Below are 17800 nucleotides of genomic sequence, written 5' to 3'. Positions count from 1 at the left end.
ACTATTATCGTATTAATGGGTTTCAGTTGTATTTTTTACGGTGATCATGGGGGTATGGTATACCGTTGCAAAGGGATCAACACTTTCGGTAAGCCAAACGTTGCCACCGATGATGCTATCATGCCCTATCACGGTGTCGCCGCCCAAAATGGTAGCCCCGGAGTAGATCACCACACGATCTTGCACCGTAGGGTGACGTTTAGTGCCCGCCATATTTTTACGCACGCTAAGCGCGCCAAGGGTTACGCCCTGGTACAGTTTTACATAACGGCCAATGGTGCAGGTTTCGCCGATAACAATGCCCGTACCGTGATCTATATGGAAATACTCGCCTATGATAGCGGCGGGGTGAATATCGATACCTGTTTTGGAATGCGCGTGCTCGGTGAGGATCCGCGGCACAAAAGGCACATTTAAATCATGCAACAAATGCGCTATGCGGTAAAAGCAAATTGCATAAAAACCGGGATAAGTACGTATTACTTCAAACTCGCTGCGCGCGGCGGGGTCGCCGTTATAAATGGCTTGTATATCAGTATTCAGTAAACGGTAAAGCTCTTCCAGTCCTTCAAAAAACTGTGTGGCTAAACTGCGGCATGGCTCGTCGGTTTGTTTGTTGCAGGTTAATATAAACCCGGCAAGCTCGTTTTCTAACGCAGCCACATGCTGTTTTACATCGTCGACAGAGTTGAACACCTGCCCGGCATGTTCCGGATATAAAAGATGAATGATGCTTTGCGCCCAGGCAGCAATAACCGCGTTAGGCGGAATTACCTTAGTACCGGGTGCCTTTTCAACTAACTGACTGTAAAAATCGTCATTCATTATGTATACCTTTTTATCTATAATATCTACCGTGTTGACAGGCAAAAGTACATATTAGGTTTTGTACCCCGAACAAATTGCCAAACTGTAATATATTTTGATTGGATGATGACTTTGTTTAAGTCCGATTTACCTCGTTTTCCCCACCTCATAAATTTAAAAAGCCGGTCCCTTAATTAAAGAACCGGCTTTTTAAACAATATTTAAAGCACCTGGTATTGTACCACGTGCGCTTCATTAGGGCCGGGCACTTCCAGCTTATCTATGAGTTTTTCTAATGCATTCAACGGTATTGCTGCCTCACGGCTGCCGTTTTGCAGTAGTAGTTTCGTATAGGGTACTTCAATATAAACAATACGCACACTTACTTTATAAGTAGTAAATAGCTCTATTAATTGCGTACGCATTTGTCGGGTAGTATTGGTCGCGTTCCAAATAAAGCGCTGGTGTTTCCGCAGAAAAACCCTTGCCTGTTCTTTAGCTTCCTGTATTACCCTGCCGTTGCCTGCTTTATCAGTCGGCGATATTCCATACCGGTTACGGATATCATCCAAACAAATCACCGGCATATCCGGGTAATGTTTGCTGATAAATGTATTTTTACCAGCACCCGGCAAACCGCTCATCAAAATAACTTCGGCCGCCGACTTATCAAAAGGCACATAATCAAGGTATACATCCTGATGTTGCAGGTAATACATACCGTGCATCATCAGATGAAAATGCACGCGGAACGCCCCAGCAACCCTGTTCCTGGCAAAATGCTTCAAAACAATCAACCTTAAATAACAGGTCATCCATATCGTTACAGATACGCCCTTTTACATCGGCACGGGCCAATAGCGCCAGCCATTGTGTATTTACTTCGGCGGCAGCCATTACCAGCGCTTTTGCAGGATCGGGCTTTTCAAAAACCCAAAGCGGCAAACCGTGATAACGCACCAGGCCAACTATCTGCTCGCGTATGGCAAACGGAGCAGGCACGTCACGATAAAGCACGCGCCGCACCGTATCTGCTCCTTTGCGTGCATGCCCATTTGAGGTTATGCGCCCATCGGCTTCCATTACCGTGGTACTGTATTTCTCTACGTCGTGCAGTAAAGCGGCCGCCCAAAGTATTTCCTGCGCTTGCACATTAAGCTGCTGAAAGGCAGGTTCGGTCAGTAAAGCAGCCAGCACCATTTGTGTATGTATGGCCACATCACCTTCGGCATGGTAAATGGCATCTTGCGGTACACCATCCATGCGGGCAACCCAATTAAAACGCTGCTGCAAAAAATCCCAATTTTTATTTTCACTTACCGTCCACATAAACCCTCCCTTCGTTGTTTAGCGGGGCACGTTTCCAGTTACGTGTCCAATGCTGATCGGTTTTCACATGCCCTTTGCGTACATACTTGAATACGTTATGTGCAAAATCGTCAACATGGTAACCATCGGCGTTCCGGCTCACAATACCTTCCATAGTTACCGGCGCCCCGGTAATTGCATCATGCGGTTGCAATAAACCAATGCTTTGTGCCAAAGTCAATGCGTTCTTTTCAAAAGCAATTTTATCATTGTCGGGCTTTACAATACCCAATTGCGGTACTGTTGGCAAATCGAGCATCGCGGCGTAAAACCTGGTTTCTTCCCAGCTTAGCCACCTATCGTTCTCGCGGATACCGAACACGTAAAAATGATGTGCGAGGTTGCGGTATTCAATAGAATGTATAGCGTACAGGTTTTCCAGAAAGATTTCCAGCTCACCCAGATCGTGCCTTACAAGTTGCCAGTAGCGGCGTAAACTTTCCGTCCATGGGGATGTAGTTGGTTCCGCGTGCGAACGGGCGAATACACCGTGTTTAGACAGGCAATTATTTTCACCGTCGAGTTTTTCTGTATGTATTAATGTGGGTATTTTTTGTAAATGCTCCCAATAGTCGTGTTGTATACGATCGTCGCTGGTTGTACCGGGCGAAAACGGATAATGATACGTACGACCATATTTTTGCGATATAGCCATGTTATAAAAATTAAAATAAAAGATAATAAGCGTCACAGCCTCCCCGGGGATGGGGAAGTTTCATTTAAAAATGAATTATTGACACGATTACATGGCGCAAATGATTGAGCGTTTTATTGTTATGCCCGCAAATGTAAGCAACCGGAAGCTATAAATGCAAATACATAAAACAATTGGTAGCTTATCTTTCCGATTCGGAATAGTCGGCTCTTAAGGTAAGGGCTATCAACGCCTCGAAGTTTTATTTTAGCTAACTATTTATTTACATTTTGCGCTGTTTTGTTGACAGATAACTATATTACCACCATGACAGATCATAAACTGGAAGCTGCCAAAGCAGCGTTGAAATTGATAAAACCAAATCAAACCATAGGTTTAGGGGCAGGTACTACCATTGCTCACCTCGTTAATTTATTAGCTGCGGATAGCGAACTGTCGGGTACGCTTAGTTTTACCTCTTCATCGTTTAAAACTACGGTGTTGCTGGCCGGGCATGGTTTAAATGTTAAATCGCCGGGATTGGTTAACAGCCTTGATATTTATTTTGACGGCTGCGACCAGTTCGATACCCAATTGAATGCCCTGAAATGCGGCGGCGGTATCCACACTACCGAAAAGATACTGGCCTCCATGGCCCGCGAGTTTATCATCATCGGTGATAACTCCAAATTTGTTCCGGAATTAGACACCACTTACCCATTGGTGATAGAGGTAATACCTGCTGCCCTGCAAGTGGTAATTAAGCGATTGACCAACGATTTCGCGGATATTACCATCAACCTGCGTACCGGAACCCAAAAGGATGGCGCAGTAATGTCTGACAATGGCAATATGCTGCTCGACGTGCATTTTAAACAATTGCCCGCCCTGAGCCAACTGAACACACACATTAAGATGCTGCCCGGCGTGGTTGAGCATTCGTTGTTTTACCAAATGGCATCAAAAGCGATAATTGCAGGCGAAGAGGGGATTAATATAGTTGAACCTGTGAGGCGATAATCAACGCCATCAAAATGGTTACTATACTCGATAAATCAGCATAATGGTCAGCGATACTATTTATGAGAAAAACCCATTAAATAGATTATAGAACCACTTTTCAGGGTAAAACGACACGATAATACTGCCTATTGTCAACCATTGGTCAGGTTTTAATTTGCTGCTCACAAATGCCGGTAGTTTGGCGTTAGATATGTATTCTCAAGCTACCCCGTATGAAAAACATTTTCGTTATCAATGATAACTCTGCGCATGCGCAGCAGGTTATCCGTTTTGCCCGGAATATGGCCGCCCGGATAGAGGCCAATCTGCTTATCGCTAACGTTAACCCCGTTAGCGTTGCCGGTACAGTACAGGAAAAAGTACTGGTGGCAGGCAGACCTCAACGTGATATTACCGAGACTTTGCATCCGGTACATTATCATTCCGAAGTTACTCCGCACACGTTTCAACCCTCAACGGAATACATTGACGCCCACAATATTTCTGAGCAGGAATTATCACAGCTCATTATTCAGCATGATAGTTGGATGATAGTTAACGCGCTTAATGTTGATAACGCTATCCCCCAATTAAACATACATACCATTCTTAACAAAGTACGGTGCCCGCTGATGCTTATCCCAGAGGACTGCCATACTACCGATTTTTCAACGGTAAGCTATCTCGCCGACCTCCGTTATTGCCAACTGCCCGTTGTCAGGTACCTTTCGGCCCTGGCGAAACCTTACCAGGCAGGTATCCAAATAGCCCATTTACCTGCCGATGGATTGCCCGATATGGATCAGCAATATGCCACTGAGGTTTTCAGCGATGGTGTAAGCCGCTATGTTAAATACGATAATTTATTCTTCAATAATATTAAAGAACGCGATATACATAAAGCGGTAGATATTATGGTACATGCCATGGATACCAACCTGATCGCTTTAGTGAATCATCAATACCATTTCAGGGAGTTATTGAACGGAACGATCAAACACATACTGCCTGCTCACGTGCATGTGCCGGTATTGGTGTTCCCTAATTGAACCGGGCATAAAGCACTATTTAAAACTGATAATCGAGGGCATATCGGCAAGAACTTCGTTGAGAGATAACAATACGGCTTTCTTGCCGGATATGTGCCACACCACCGTAAGCGTATCCTGATCTTTGCTTACCTGCAAGCGATCTGCAATCAGTTGTTTATTGCTCAACATTTCTTCAAGGTTTTTTACCTGCTCAAAGTCGGCCGTGCGGAAGGTAACGTTCAATCGCCGCTGCTTTTGCAACAGGCTCACCATCTTTTCAACACGATTCATCAGCAGTAATATGCACATGGTAACAACGGTTAACAGCAACGCCAGGGCATGGTAACCTATACCCACCGTCATGCCGATGGCGGCCGATGTCCAGATAACGGCGGCAGTTGTTAACCCTCTTACAGAGAATTGATCTTTAAAGATCACACCGGCACCAATAAAACCTATACCTGTAATAATATTTGCCGCTATCCGATCATCCGACTTTAAGCCATGCCGCGACGCGATAGTAAATATGGTGGAACCCAGCGTGATAAGTACAATAGTGCGAAACCCCGCCGATTTATGCTTGTACTCCCGCTCTAAACCTATTATACCACCACATATTACCGACATTAATATGCTGATAAGATCCTTTGTTTCTATTGTAAAATCCATGTTTATAAAATGATCGCCCTCCTATGGCATGCGAGGTTCATATACATTAAGAGATGCGGATATTATTGTAACATGAATTTGAGAAGATGGTTTTGAAGACAATCATCTAAGCACTCGTTTACGTATTTATTATGGAATACGGGCATCATCGCGCCTGCCTGTTTCTACCCTTACACCTACCGGCGGAACAGGCCCTGTTGGAGGTGTGTTCATATTAATTACCCCATCGGATGCCGCTATGATAATGCGCGCTATGGTTTGGCTCGCATCAAAATAAGGCCCTCCTGCCGTTTGCCCGGGTTGTGTTGGTGCAGCATCCCAGCCTGCCCGTATTTCGGCCATTGTTTTGCCGGGCATTTCAATATGTACCTCAACATGTGTATAACCATGTGCCTGCGCGGCCGAATAAGCCTGTTCCGCCGCCCATCGCGCATAATTGGCGCCTGCTTCCATCGCCCCGGCTTTTAATGATAACGGCCTTGGCGGGTTACCGATAGTCCCATCAATACCGGGATAATTAATACCGCTTGCGGTATCGCCAAATAAACGTATTGGCTCTCCGGTACGGTCAAATATAGCCTGCGCCTGCCTTATTTCCGCAGCCGATGGCGGCGTTTCATTATAAGAGATGTCAATGTTCCCTACTCTGCGATTGTTAGGCAATTCCGGGTTCAGCGGGTTATCCATAGCTCTTACCCGTTGGGTTTCTAACCGCGCGGCTTCCGCTACCTGTGCAGTAAAGCCTTGAGCCCTTGTTGTTGCTATGTTAATACGGCGTGCAGCAGGCATCCGCCCTAAAACATTCTGCGGATCGCCGCCATTGGTTATGATCTCTTCCATCCATATATCAAACCCAACCCTTATATCTTGCGGCAGGGCGTTGCGTACCTGCTCAACCAGGCCGCCCATTCTGGCACTTGATTGCGGAATAACAGGCCGGGCAGCGGTAGCTCTCCCCGGAAACCTTACATTACCTTCAGGTCCCGATGGCAGCGTTGCAGGTGTGCTTAATCGCGGAGGAACACCAATTCGCTCGCCCATGCTATGCCCCAGGCTGCGCCCTCCCCTGAAGGCCCTGCTCCCGGCCAGTAATAACACCGCGCTACCGCCGCCTACACCCAACTGATCCGACCGTTCAATACTGCTGAGCCTCCTGCCCGAGTCTATTCTTTCGCCGGTAATACCTTCTATTAGCTGCGATAAACCTACAATATCGCCTACCGAAGCAAGCATAGTCATGGGGATAGGTACTTCATAATGCGATCTTTCAATTTCTTCGCGGCGTTCGAGGTATGAACTTACACCGGCATAAGCGGCAATGCCCCCTATTACAACCAAAGCCGCGCCGCCCGTAATTATACCTAAACCAACCGCGGCACCTATCAAGCCTACTACCAGCAACCCTGTACCAATCGTTTGTCCAAATGATGCAAAAACCCTCGAACCGATAATTTCGTGCCTGTCGATAGATTCGTGTACTAAAGGCTGTGTTGAAGCCTGGCGCAAGCGGGCTTCAAAATCACCACCCCGTAAAATATCACTCAAAACAACCGTTGGAATAGTTGAGGTATAGTTATCATCAAACATATGAGCGGTAGCCCAATTCATTAACTGATTGGCCACGTCGCTAAAAACAGCCTGGCGGCCATCATCCCATACCAAAATATCGCGCCCTTCTGATGGAATAGGGATCCTGTAAGGAAAGGTACGCGCGCGATATCCCCATAATTGCTGAGCCAGCTCATAAAACTCTTGAAATTTGGCCTCCCGGCGGCGTTGTGCTTCCGGTGAATCGCGCCGTTCCTGTTCACGCTCCTGCAAATATCTTTCACGTTCGGTATGTACCCTTAGTTGAAACGATTGTGAGTACATGCTTGTCCATATAGCAACAGGATCAAACCGGGTTATCTGCGGATCGGCCATGTGCGCGTCCAACCAGGCTATATACCTGCTTAACGAATCATTGAGCGTTTGCCGTTCGGCGGCGTCAGTAGCAGCATGCGCACGGGCCGACATGCGGTGCATCATATCCAAAAACGGCTGTAGTGGCGAAGCCGGCGGCGGTGTTAAAGCTTGCCTTAAGGCGAGGCTCCAGGCTTCAGGTGGCTCTATCGTAAAAAAATCGGGTTGGTTAATATGCTGTTCTATCCAGTGGTAGTAATGCAGCCTGGCATTTACCGAAAGCTCATCACTTAACGATGAAAGATTAATGTAATTCATGAAAGCCCGTTGCCTGTCGCGCCGCCTTACTTCTATCGAATTTCTATCGATTGTAATATTAGAACTTACCCACAGGCTTTGGCTGGTACTGCCCATACGTGGCGCGTAGGCCGCGCCACGCCTTGTGACCAATAACCTTACTATGGGTTCAAAAAATATCTGGCCATCAATATAAGCCCTTGCAATTCTGTTAGCGGCTTCCTGCGGCAATAAGCCCGCTATTTCAACTGGCTGATTGACATATACAAGCTCTACACCGGCACGTGTAACGTTATAATCTAAAGAAAAATCTCTGTCGATATGCCCGTTTGTTGATATCTCTAAACGGATATCGTCTCCCGGTAAAATATACCCGCCGTTAAAATCAACATTTTGAAACAGCTCCTGTAAAGCGGGGTGATCCTCTTCCGGTAATTCCTCTACAAATGTGCGCCAATCGCCCCGCATTTGCATAGCCATTCTTACCCATAAAAAAGCCTCGGGGTGCAACCTTTGCATAATATGCAATACCTCACGTGCCTCGCTATCCGTTACCGCCCAATCAAAAAACGACCTCGACAATAACTCGCGGCTTCGCCTGCCAGCATTCATCTGTTGCTGGCTAATGCTATCTGCCGATGGATAAGGCGTACGCTGTATGGTTTGATTATCAATACCTGCACTACCCGTTTGCTGCACCACGTGGGTCAGCTCATGTGCCAGCAGGCGCTTGCCGGTATCGGTTTCGGGTTGATATTCGCCTTCGTTAAAATAAATATGATTGCTTACGGTGAATGCCCTGGCATTAAGTTGCCTGTTTAATTGGGTCGATTCACCATTGTTATGGATTTTCACATCGCTGAAGTCGGTGCCAAAGCGGTTCTCCATAAAGCTTTTGCCCTCACCTGATAGTGAGTTGCCACCTCCCATGCCCGACTCTATTTGCCCTGAAAGTGAACTACCTACAGTCTTTGAATCACCATTGCCTTTTGCCTGTATAAATGGTGTAATTTGACCGGCCAGTGGTTTAAGCCTAACCATCTCGTCATCATAGCCTTCTTTTGTTTCAGATGATTTGCGTCGTATAAACGGTGTGTCGGGCATGCGCATCACCTTGTCGGCCATGCTATCGGCTTCCTGCTCCAGCGGGTCATCGGGCGCGCCAACGGCAAGCTTTAGCTGTACAGGTAGTAACTGCATTAAATTCGGCTCCTGTTCTACCTGTTCCTGCACGGGCACAACCTGGTTAGCCACAGCAGCGGGTGTGCTTTGGGGTGTTTTGGCGAGGGTGGCGTTTTCGTGCATTTGCTTGCTGTTGAACGGTTAACTTAGATTATTTTATTTTACATCCGGCTATCTTATGCTCTTACTTATGGCGCTTTGCCGCTGGTGCTTAAAGTTTCAAACCAGGTATACATAGCCGGTATATTAGTCTTCATCCAGTTGGGATCTAAATGAAACAACGCGTAAGCTTCGGGGAATGATTCTGAATTTACCTTAGTACCTGCATAAGCGGTAACAGCAGGAATGTTATTCTTTTTCACAAAAGCATTAAACGCGGCTTCAACCCCTGTTTGACCAAAACTTACGGCATGACCCATTTCGTGCACTATAGTCATCAGGCTGGTATTATGCACTTTCGACTTATCGCCAACGAACATGATATTTTCAGAAAGATTGAACCTGTCGTAAATAGTTATTGTCCGTTCGCTGGTATTACCGGCGGTAAACCCTGCGGTATCGCTATTGGTTGATGTCCCTTTTTTATCGCGCTCATTGTTTTGCCGGGTAAACTTCACGCCTTTTAAGGCAGTTAACATAGGCTGGCTTTGTGCTTGCAGGGCCTGCTCTAAAAGCATTAATTCGGCAGTGGTAAAATCTTTCATACCCCAAGTTTGCGGCTCTGTCCAGCCATGGGTTTTCTGCCACCTATCGGCCCCCTCCGTACCGTCGAGTACAGACATGCCATAGTTTTTGTTGAACCATGCTGCGGTTCCTGCCTCTTTTTGCAATTGGGTATCGGCCTCTTTAATAATATCAGCCTGAGTGTTACCCTTAATAGTTAAGCCCTTGTAGCGTTGCCCCAGCCATGTTTTTAGGGTAGCCGCATCAGTATTGGCTGCCGCGAAACCGGCCGCGTTTTGGATAGATACACCGCTAAAACTTACATCCTTACCCAGTTCGCCAATCCGTTCTACCTCAACATCGTTGGTTTTATTAATGTACCTGAAAGTGTAAAGTACTTTTTTTGTATCGATAGGTATTATTACATCAACTTCGGCATTGTTTAATCCCTTTTTGGCATAAGTAGCCGCCATATATTTTACAAAAACACGCTCTGCCGCAGGCACTTTACTTACATCAACGGCACCCAGTTTATACTCTTTGTTTTTTTGCGCTTTTTCTATTTCGAGATCGCCATAATCTTTATCGTTATAACCTACCGATACAGGTGCATCAGTTACATTTTCACCTAAATAAGTTATGGTGCCATCAAAAACACCTTTACCGTTTTTAGTACCCGTTATGTTAAATTTGATCAGCTTCCTTTTTGCCTTCACCGTAGTTTCTACCGTGAGTACGCTGCTTAGATCAGTGGCCTTATTGCTTTCTATCCAGTATAAAATTTGCTGCTTGGCATCCGGAAACTTATCAAAATAGTCTTCGGGTAAATCATTAAATGCAATATTGTGATTCTTAGTATTGTAACCCTGCGGTAATGCTTGCGCAGCCTCGGCAGTACCTACTTCACTAATGAATGTAAAACTCAACTTCGGTTTATCATCCTTTATCGTGGCATCTTTAGGTTTAAATACAGCCTTATACATCAGCGTTTTTGATCCCGCGGCGCGGTTTGTACCCGGAATTAACAGGATCATCTCCGACGCGGCGGCAACACTACCGGGTTGCTTAGCCCATGCAGCACTTAGTACCGCGTGTTTTTCCTCCACATTGGTATTCATCCTCGGGGCAAAGGTTACATCATACTTTTCACCAACTACATACAGCCAGTAATCTTTACCGGCAATGGTGTCAATACCCGGGGTATCAATTCCTTCGGTGCGATAGGTATCAACCTTGCGGTTAACCGTGTTTGCGCCTCCTTTTTGCTGTACTACGTGCGTTAACTCATGCGCCAGCAAATGTTTACCGCTCTCGGTTTCGGGCTGATATTGGCTTTCGTTAAAATAAATATTGTTGCCTACCGTAAAGGCTTTTGCGTTGAGCGACCGGTTAAGCTGAGTTGATTCTTCGCCGTTATGAATATTTACATCGCTAAAGCCGGTGCCGAACCTGCTTTCCATAAAGCTCTTAGTGCCATCGGCCATTTGACTGCCGCCACCCATGCTGCTCCTGATACGGCCTGATACGGCATCGCTCACGGTACTTTCGCCCTTACTTTTTGTTTGTATGAATGGGGTGATCTGGCTGGCTAATGGTTTAAGGCGAACCCGCTCATCATCATAATCGGGCCCGGGCCCTGAAGCCGACTTACGCTGTATGGCAGCCGTATTGGGCATGCGCATTACCTTGTCGGCCATGGCATCGGCTTCGTGCTCCAGCGGGTCGTTCTCGGCACCTACCGATAGTTTACGCTGAATATTTGATGCGTTGCTGCCTCCGGCTTTTTCGGCGGAAGTTTCTGTAGCGATGTTTTTATCGGTTTGCATAGCGTTTATTTTATAGCCGGTTACATGGTTTTGCCTTCTTTTTTCAATTCCTTTTTAATACCGAGGGTAATGTCATCCACCGATATTTTTTTATCACCACGGTTTAAGGCCATCAACGAAGCATATTGAACCACATTCATGATAGAGCCGCCCGAAAGCTCGTGCTGATGGGCAATTTGCTGCATGTTGTTCTTATCCGGCGGATTACTTTGCGCGCTGAATGCCGAATCCCAAATGCGCAATCGTTCGCGCCCCTGTGGCTTTTGAAAGTGGATAATAGCGTTGAGGCGGCGGGTAAAGGCTTCGTCAACATTGTTACGCATGTTGCTGGCCAGTATCACTAAACCGGGATAATCCTCCAGCCGCTGCAACAGGTAGGCAATCTCCTGGTTGGCGTATTTATCATTAGCGTCAGATATGCCGGTGCGTTTGCCAAACAGGGCGTCCGCTTCGTCAAAGAATAAGATCCAGCCTTTGTTCTCGGCCTTTTTAAATACTTTTTCGAGATTTTTTTCGGTTTCGCCTATGTATTTGGATACCACCATGGAGAGGTCAATACGGTATACATCCAACTTGAACAGCTTACCCAACAGCATAGCCGTAAGTGTTTTACCCGTACCCGGCGAACCATGGAACAGGGCTTTGAAACCCGGTTTTATCTTTTTAGCCATACCCCAATCGGTATGCAGGGTTTGGCCATGTTGCAGCCATACCCGTATCTCATCCAGTTGTTCCATAGTAAATTCATCTACCACCAAATCGCTCCACTCCATACTGGTGGTAAGTCGTTTAGCTGGAAAATCGGGACTGAACTGTGGTTTGCGCAGCTTGCCTGTGGTAAAAAAGTCAATGTATTCTTCGGTAATGGTAAGTGTGCTGCAATAGAACGGCTCGTTGTTGCCAGCCGGGTCTATTTGCAAAATATTATGGGCGAAGAAAACATGGTCGGGTTCAAAGAGCTGGTATAGCTTAAAGCGGTTGCCGAGGTCATTACCGCTCAATAAAAACAACGCGGTTTCAATAGTGGGGATAAAGCCGCCATGCCGATTACCCTTAACACCGCCAAACTCGGTATAGCCGCGCACCAATGGTTTATTGATGGCGAAAAAAGCGTCGAGCAAGTGAGGCTGCACATAAGGCACCAGCGCCAGCATCAGTAATAATCTTTCATCGGTGGTAAGCTGGTAATAGGCTACAAAATCGCTGTAAATGGAATGATCTTCGGTGAGATCGGGCGCGTTAATGAGCGCATGATCTAAGGTACTACTGCTTTCTGTTTTTGTAGCTACAGATGGCGTGTCTGCAGTGGCAGACAATATTTCATCAGAAAAGAAATCGCGCAGCCGGGCATTTATTACCTCCACAAACCAGTTGAGCTCTTTGGTGAGGGTGACCGCGTTGCTGTTGAGCGCGTTTACTGTTGAATTTGTGGTTATATTATTTTCTGTTTCCATTATCGTTTATCATTACCATTCAACATAGAGGAGGTACTTGTTCCAGGGCAGGCTGATGGTGGCGTATCCCCAGGGGATCATATCCAGCAGCACATCAAAAGTTTTTTGTTCTACCTGTAAAAGCCAGCTGTTTTCTTTTTTGGTGATGAGGCCATCGCGTTTCAAAAAGGTTTCGCGCAGGGCATCAACCGAACTATTTTTCAATGCCGACCAATGACTGATCACATCCGTTAAAAGCATGGTAGCCTGTTCGGTTTCATCGGGAGTTAGTTGAACATTAAGCGGGATAGGCGTATTTACCGATAAACCACATAGTATCTTCTCAAACACAAGCGAATACTCCGGCACTTCCTGCTCGCCGTTACTTAAATATTTAAGCAGGTGCACGGCCCTGAAAGCCGCATCCATATTCTTCCAGTTATTATCATCGAGCAAATTGAGCCTTGTAAAAAATGTTTTCAAAAAGGGATGCAGCAGCACAATACCGGCATACTTAACCGCGTACTTCTCTCTCTCATCTGCCGTTTCAGATTCAAGCGCGAATGTGGAAGAAACGCTTGATTCGGCATTGGCAATGGCTGCTTTTATCAGTTCATCTGCCTGCTCTTTGCTTGTTGGTGATGCTGTATGCGTTGAACCATTTTCGGCAATGATGCCGGTAAGTTCGGTCTTTAAGCGGATTACTAAAACGGCATCTGACTTAAATATTTCCTCTATATGCTTTTCAAATACCTGCTGCAATAACTGAACATCATCAGGCTGCTTAAACAGGAGTTGCGCGTTGTTGAGCACTACATTGCTAACATCTGCGAGTTGCTGCTGTAAGATCGTACTGCTGCTTAGCCCCGTCACTTTATTAGTTAAAGCGGTTACCCATGCGGTAAATAATTCTTCTGCCTTTTTCAAATCAGGCGCGAGATGGATCACCAACTGCTTTGAAGCAGGATTGAGTTGAAACAATACCCGTTGCCAAACCCAGGCTTTGAACCTGTTCTGGTAAAAAAAATGCCTGAACATATTGGCCTGGTTAACCAATACCTTTTGGGCTATTTCATTGATATCGATGCCATCCTCATTGGCAAACCAGGGTAGCGTGCCGTTCAGTAAAAAGTATGCCAACGTTTCCGCTTGCGATAATTGCGTTTGCTGCTGCCGTTTGGCCGGTTCTGATTTTGACAGGTATTGGCTTAGTTGTTTCTCGAAGGTAGCGCGCAGCACACTCTTAAAATCGGTGCCCAGGGTATGGGTACTAAACACACCCAGATCAAGTTCCAGCTTATCAATTTGGATCACCTCATCATCAGTAACATATTGTGAGCACACCTCATCAATCACCTCGGTTATTTGCTGCTGATAGGTTTGCGCGAAGTTATAGCGCAGGTTGAACGACAGCGTTTCATCGGGGCAACGGGTTTCAAACAATAAACTATTGATAACGTGTGTCATCTTTTACCGGCTTTACAGGTTGGTAGGTATTATCGTGGTCGCAATCATCATTACATACACCGCACGGGGTAAGCGTATTCAGGGCGTCAACCAGCGGGTTTACCTTATCGTAATCGGGCACTTCGGTTTGGGCCATTTCCAGCAGCCAGTCTTTATACACCTTTTCAAAGCGCTGCATTTCCTGTATGCCTATCCATACTACCCGTGTTTGCACATGGGCAGGCGATTCGGCCAGTATCGTTTTCTCAACCAGGTTACGGAACGATGGATTGCGCAGGCGTTTTGGCCAGCAAGGCAGTACCACGGTTGTTTTGAACGAATACGGATCGGTATTACCATCGCAAGCCAGCGGACTGCAATACCAGTCCATCTCATGGCCAAAGTATTTTAGCAGGCGTTCTATTTCGTTCTCAATATCGTAAGGGTCGTTATCGGCACCCTCCTTATTTTCAGTCAGGTTGAACATGAAGATGCTTTGTGCCAGTACAGCGCCTTTATCGCCATGAATGATGAAGCCATATTTACCCGACACTTCCTTATCGGCTACTATCTCAAAGTTTTTCCGTTCCGAACCAAATTCATTAAGGTCGGCCACACGTTGCACCATATCCTCGTACTTCCTGAACTTCAAAACTGTTGGGTTAGGATCGCCGGGAATCACCTTTTGAAACAGCACCGATTTATCATACAGTTCTGTTTCGGGCGATAAGCGCAGGTATTGCAATATCCACGGCAGTTCATCATAGCATTTCTCTGCCGGGGTGCGCGATATTTTCTTTTTGTAGGGAGGCTCCTGTACATCCTCATCCAGTACTGATTCCAGGTCGCAAGCATCCAGGCAGATGTCCAGAAAGCTTACCGGTTCGGTAGTGTCGTTCTCATCCAATACTTCATCCAGTTTAGGGCGCAGTAAAATGTGCTCCACTATGTGCAAACCTTCGTTACTGTTTACCTGCTCCATTATTTTTTGCAGCTTTTCAAAGGCGGCATCGCGCTCTTCTACCTTGCCAAACTGGTCGCTGGTACCCAATAGCACGGCTTCCGCCGGATCAGCACTGTCATAAAGTTCAAACCAGAATTTGCCTATCAACCCGGCTGCTTTACGGCTGCGGGCCTTTACCTCATCGCTAAATTTAAAGTAGATGCGGTCGTCGGCATGTTGCAGTATATCTTCCATCAGCAACTCGGTGCAGCAACCATCTACCACCTCTACGCTGGTAAACAGCACTTTGGTTTTATCCTCCGGGTCGAGAATTTTAACCACGTTAAGCGGCGAACCTTTTTTAGATATCTTTTGTACCGGCGGTTTAGTCGGGTCGTCCTGCTCCATTAAGGGCTCGCATATTAAAAACTCGGGGGCAAGCGAGCGCTGCTGGTTGTTGTTGAAACCCAGCAAACGACCAATCCGGCGTTCGGCACCGGCTACGTTATCGCTGTTCCAGGTATCAATGAGGGTATAGTTATAAGCACGGCCACGGTCGCTGCTGATGAGTTGGTATTCACCATCTTTCAGGATCCGTACCTTATCGCCAATCAGGCGTTCGGCGGCTCCGGCGGGGCTAAGCAGTTTGGTCAGCGCTTCGTACTCCGACAAATCTTCCCCGAAACGGGCCAGCATGTGGTTAAGGAAAGCGTTACGGCGCTCATTATATGTAGCAGGTGTTTCGGCAAGGTTTTGTACCACTTTGGCGAAATCACTTAAAATTTGATCAAAATTACCCGCCCCGTGATTGCCTTTATCAATTAACAAGTTTTGAAGGTTCTCAATTTCGGTAAGAGGGCGGGTAAAATAAGTTTGCTTAACGGTATCGTCAAAACTGAATAGCTCGCGCAAATTGTTCAATTGCACCTGGTAATCGGCCAGTATCTGCTCAAAGAACAGCATATAGCCACCTAATTGCAAAGCCTGTGTTTTGCGTTCTTCGGTAGCGTTGGCGGGTAAACCGGCCCGCTCGCTTACGCCGTAGGTCATGGGCAGGGAGTAGGTAACCGGGTAATAATCTTCCAGTTCCATGTACTCACCATTGGGTACTTCAAAATCATCGGGCGTACCAATTAGTTTGTATTTGCGCTCAATGGCTTTCAGATCCTTAAACTGTTTCAGCATTTTTTCGGGGCGACGGTCATCATCCCTCCCGGTAAAATAGCTGATAAAATCGCGCTCCTTACAAAACACCACCTGCGACATGGCCGGCTGAATACGTGCCACCATACCGGCATTACGTAAGTAACTCACCCACTCAAAAAAGTAGTTCTTCACTGCTTTATCCTCGCTTACACCATCAAATGGCAGGTGCAGGTAAGTAATGCCTTTAATGCCTTTTATGTTAGATATTTCGGCAATGATGGATGATAGGGTAATATCGCGGTACAGATCGGTACGTTCCAGATCGGTGGTTTCAATAAAGCCGTGCTCCAGCGCGGGGCCTTCAAAAATCTCATCAACCTGGTAACCTTTATCCAGCATTTGCTGAATGGTGTAAAAAGGGATTGATGGGGTGAAGTACTTGTAAATAGTGAAAAAGATTTGCGCCAGCACCTGGTCGGGATCGGCATATTCTTCCAATACGATGGATGCGCCTATCCCGAAATCAAGGTATTCAACCGCGTTGATGCTTAAAAAATCTTCGCACAGGTTACGGTTATCCGCCAGCCGATCTATCACCTGCTGCCTTATCTCTTCGCGGCGTGCGCCGTCAATAATATCTTCTTCATACTCCACCATTACGTTGTACAGGCCCTCAATCTCCACAATTTCGGGTTCAACATAATTAGTGCCCGACGCGGCGGTTTGCTCATCCGTCAGATCATCAATTTGCTCCTGCAAATGGCTAATGATTGATTTTAGCTTTTCAATAATGGTAACATCGGCATCAGAGGGCACTTTTTCCAGTTCCTCTTTTTTGCCTTGCAGCCTTTTGTTGAGTGCTTCCAGTTCGGTATTTATTTTGGCCAGCTTTTCTTCTCGCAGTTTTTTGGCATCGGCTACGCTTACCGGGTTTATGCCCAGTTTGCCATAGCACAGTTCTTCTTCCTCATCCTCGCAGGCACAGTCGTGGTCTTGCCGTTTTTCAAAAAAGTTAAAGTCTATCCAGATTGGCACTTCGTAATCCTTACTCGGGCTTAGCCATGCATTGCGCACACCCTCAATATCAATAATGAGCTTACGGTAATCGTTAACGGTGAGGGCGCGATTATGCAGTATTTGTTTGGCAGTATAAAACACCTGTTTCCAGGTATCGGGTGTAAGTTGCTCGGGCGCCAGCAGGTCTTTCACCTCGAAACCGGTACGATAGGCCAGATCGGTAATAGCATAACTTACCGCCTCAAGTATGGTGATGCCCGGGTCAGAATTGTTATATTCTGTCCAGATGTCGCTGCCTGTTTCTTCAATAAGGTTAATACCTTTTGAACGGAGCGCGGTATAATCCTCGGCAGGGAGCAGCGGGTTGGCTTTTGATAATGAAACTGGATTTGGCATAGCAGTAGTTTTTTATAGAGATGCGCTGTTTTGAATTG

At 46.4% G+C, this 17800-nt stretch carries 12 protein-coding genes; 2 read left to right on the top strand and 10 right to left on the bottom strand.

The genetic code is table 11. The annotated features are described in order from the left end of the window. Nucleotides 1-12: 12 nt before the first annotated feature. The 4 genes from AC07NA_RS10805 to AC07NA_RS10790 form a co-directional block, all read right to left on the bottom strand. Nucleotides 13-825, bottom strand: coding sequence for a serine O-acetyltransferase (locus AC07NA_RS10805; protein ID WP_494897581.1), 813 nt, complete (start codon nucleotides 823-825; stop codon nucleotides 13-15). A 203-nt stretch (nucleotides 826-1028) separates the two neighbouring features. Further along, complete coding sequence (locus AC07NA_RS10800) at nucleotides 1029-1538, bottom strand: AAA family ATPase (protein ID WP_494897580.1); 510 nt, start codon at nucleotides 1536-1538, stop codon at nucleotides 1029-1031. Next, a complete protein-coding gene (locus AC07NA_RS10795) occupies nucleotides 1492-2136 on the bottom strand; it encodes an HDIG domain-containing metalloprotein (RefSeq protein ID WP_494897579.1) in 645 nt (214 codons plus the stop codon). The genes AC07NA_RS10800 and AC07NA_RS10795 overlap by 47 nt, the downstream gene beginning before the upstream one ends. Further along, the gene (locus AC07NA_RS10790; protein WP_494897578.1) at nucleotides 2120-2830 is read right to left on the bottom strand and encodes an RNA ligase family protein; all 711 of its coding nucleotides are present in this window, start codon (nucleotides 2828-2830) and stop codon (nucleotides 2120-2122) included. The genes AC07NA_RS10795 and AC07NA_RS10790 overlap by 17 nt, the downstream gene beginning before the upstream one ends. A 306-nt stretch (nucleotides 2831-3136) precedes the next feature. Here AC07NA_RS10790 and rpiA point away from each other — a divergent pair, with 306 nt between their 5' ends. Continuing rightward, nucleotides 3137-3829, top strand: coding sequence for a ribose 5-phosphate isomerase A (rpiA, locus tag AC07NA_RS10785; protein ID WP_494897577.1), 693 nt, complete (start codon nucleotides 3137-3139; stop codon nucleotides 3827-3829). A 215-nt stretch (nucleotides 3830-4044) separates the two neighbouring features. Further along, nucleotides 4045-4860, top strand: coding sequence for a hypothetical protein (locus AC07NA_RS10780; RefSeq protein WP_494897576.1), 816 nt, complete (start codon nucleotides 4045-4047; stop codon nucleotides 4858-4860). Between the two features lie 15 nt (nucleotides 4861-4875). Here the strand turns inward: AC07NA_RS10780 and AC07NA_RS10775 are convergent, their stop codons facing one another. The 6 genes from AC07NA_RS10775 to AC07NA_RS10750 all read right to left on the bottom strand — a co-directional run bounded on the left by AC07NA_RS10775 (nucleotide 4876) and on the right by AC07NA_RS10750 (nucleotide 17762). Next, the gene (locus AC07NA_RS10775) at nucleotides 4876-5511 is read right to left on the bottom strand and encodes an MgtC/SapB family protein (RefSeq protein WP_494897575.1); all 636 of its coding nucleotides are present in this window, start codon (nucleotides 5509-5511) and stop codon (nucleotides 4876-4878) included. A 129-nt stretch (nucleotides 5512-5640) separates the two neighbouring features. Further along, the gene (locus AC07NA_RS10770; protein WP_494897574.1) at nucleotides 5641-9015 is read right to left on the bottom strand and encodes an eCIS core domain-containing protein; all 3375 of its coding nucleotides are present in this window, start codon (nucleotides 9013-9015) and stop codon (nucleotides 5641-5643) included. 65 nt (nucleotides 9016-9080) lie between these two features. Continuing rightward, the gene (locus tag AC07NA_RS10765) at nucleotides 9081-11381 is read right to left on the bottom strand and encodes an eCIS core domain-containing protein (RefSeq protein WP_494897573.1); all 2301 of its coding nucleotides are present in this window, start codon (nucleotides 11379-11381) and stop codon (nucleotides 9081-9083) included. Nucleotides 11382-11401: 20 nt separating this feature from the next. After that, a complete protein-coding gene (locus tag AC07NA_RS10760; protein ID WP_494897572.1) occupies nucleotides 11402-12835 on the bottom strand; it encodes an ATP-binding protein in 1434 nt (477 codons plus the stop codon). A 12-nt stretch (nucleotides 12836-12847) separates the two neighbouring features. Beyond that, on the bottom strand, nucleotides 12848-14281 hold the full coding sequence (locus AC07NA_RS10755) for a contractile injection system tape measure protein (protein ID WP_494897571.1): 1434 nt from the start codon (nucleotides 14279-14281) through the stop codon (nucleotides 12848-12850). Then, nucleotides 14262-17762 (bottom strand): baseplate wedge protein, encoded by a 3501-nt coding sequence (locus tag AC07NA_RS10750; protein WP_494897570.1) that lies wholly within the window; start codon nucleotides 17760-17762, stop codon nucleotides 14262-14264. The genes AC07NA_RS10755 and AC07NA_RS10750 overlap by 20 nt, the downstream gene beginning before the upstream one ends. Nucleotides 17763-17800: the final 38 nt, after the last annotated feature.

The organism is Mucilaginibacter sp. GW821-FHT07G05, assembly GCF_059418565.1.
Note: the sequence above shows the minus strand (reverse complement) of the source record. Positions and strands in the feature narration are given on the sequence as shown.

Coding starts and splice junctions, on each gene's coding strand:
- AC07NA_RS10805 (WP_494897581.1), bottom strand. CDS start 825: ATGAATGACGATTTTTACAGTCAGTTAGTTGAAAAGGCACCCGGTACT.
- AC07NA_RS10750 (WP_494897570.1), bottom strand. CDS start 17,762: ATGCCAAATCCAGTTTCATTATCAAAAGCCAACCCGCTGCTCCCTGCC.
- AC07NA_RS10760 (WP_494897572.1), bottom strand. CDS start 12,835: ATGGAAACAGAAAATAATATAACCACAAATTCAACAGTAAACGCGCTC.
- AC07NA_RS10780 (WP_494897576.1), top strand. CDS start 4,045: ATGAAAAACATTTTCGTTATCAATGATAACTCTGCGCATGCGCAGCAG.
- AC07NA_RS10765 (WP_494897573.1), bottom strand. CDS start 11,381: ATGCAAACCGATAAAAACATCGCTACAGAAACTTCCGCCGAAAAAGCC.
- AC07NA_RS10755 (WP_494897571.1), bottom strand. CDS start 14,281: ATGACACACGTTATCAATAGTTTATTGTTTGAAACCCGTTGCCCCGAT.
- AC07NA_RS10775 (WP_494897575.1), bottom strand. CDS start 5,511: ATGGATTTTACAATAGAAACAAAGGATCTTATCAGCATATTAATGTCG.
- AC07NA_RS10800 (WP_494897580.1), bottom strand. CDS start 1,538: ATGATGCACGGTATGTATTACCTGCAACATCAGGATGTATACCTTGAT.
- AC07NA_RS10770 (WP_494897574.1), bottom strand. CDS start 9,015: ATGCACGAAAACGCCACCCTCGCCAAAACACCCCAAAGCACACCCGCT.
- AC07NA_RS10795 (WP_494897579.1), bottom strand. CDS start 2,136: ATGTGGACGGTAAGTGAAAATAAAAATTGGGATTTTTTGCAGCAGCGT.
- rpiA (WP_494897577.1), top strand. CDS start 3,137: ATGACAGATCATAAACTGGAAGCTGCCAAAGCAGCGTTGAAATTGATA.
- AC07NA_RS10790 (WP_494897578.1), bottom strand. CDS start 2,830: ATGGCTATATCGCAAAAATATGGTCGTACGTATCATTATCCGTTTTCG.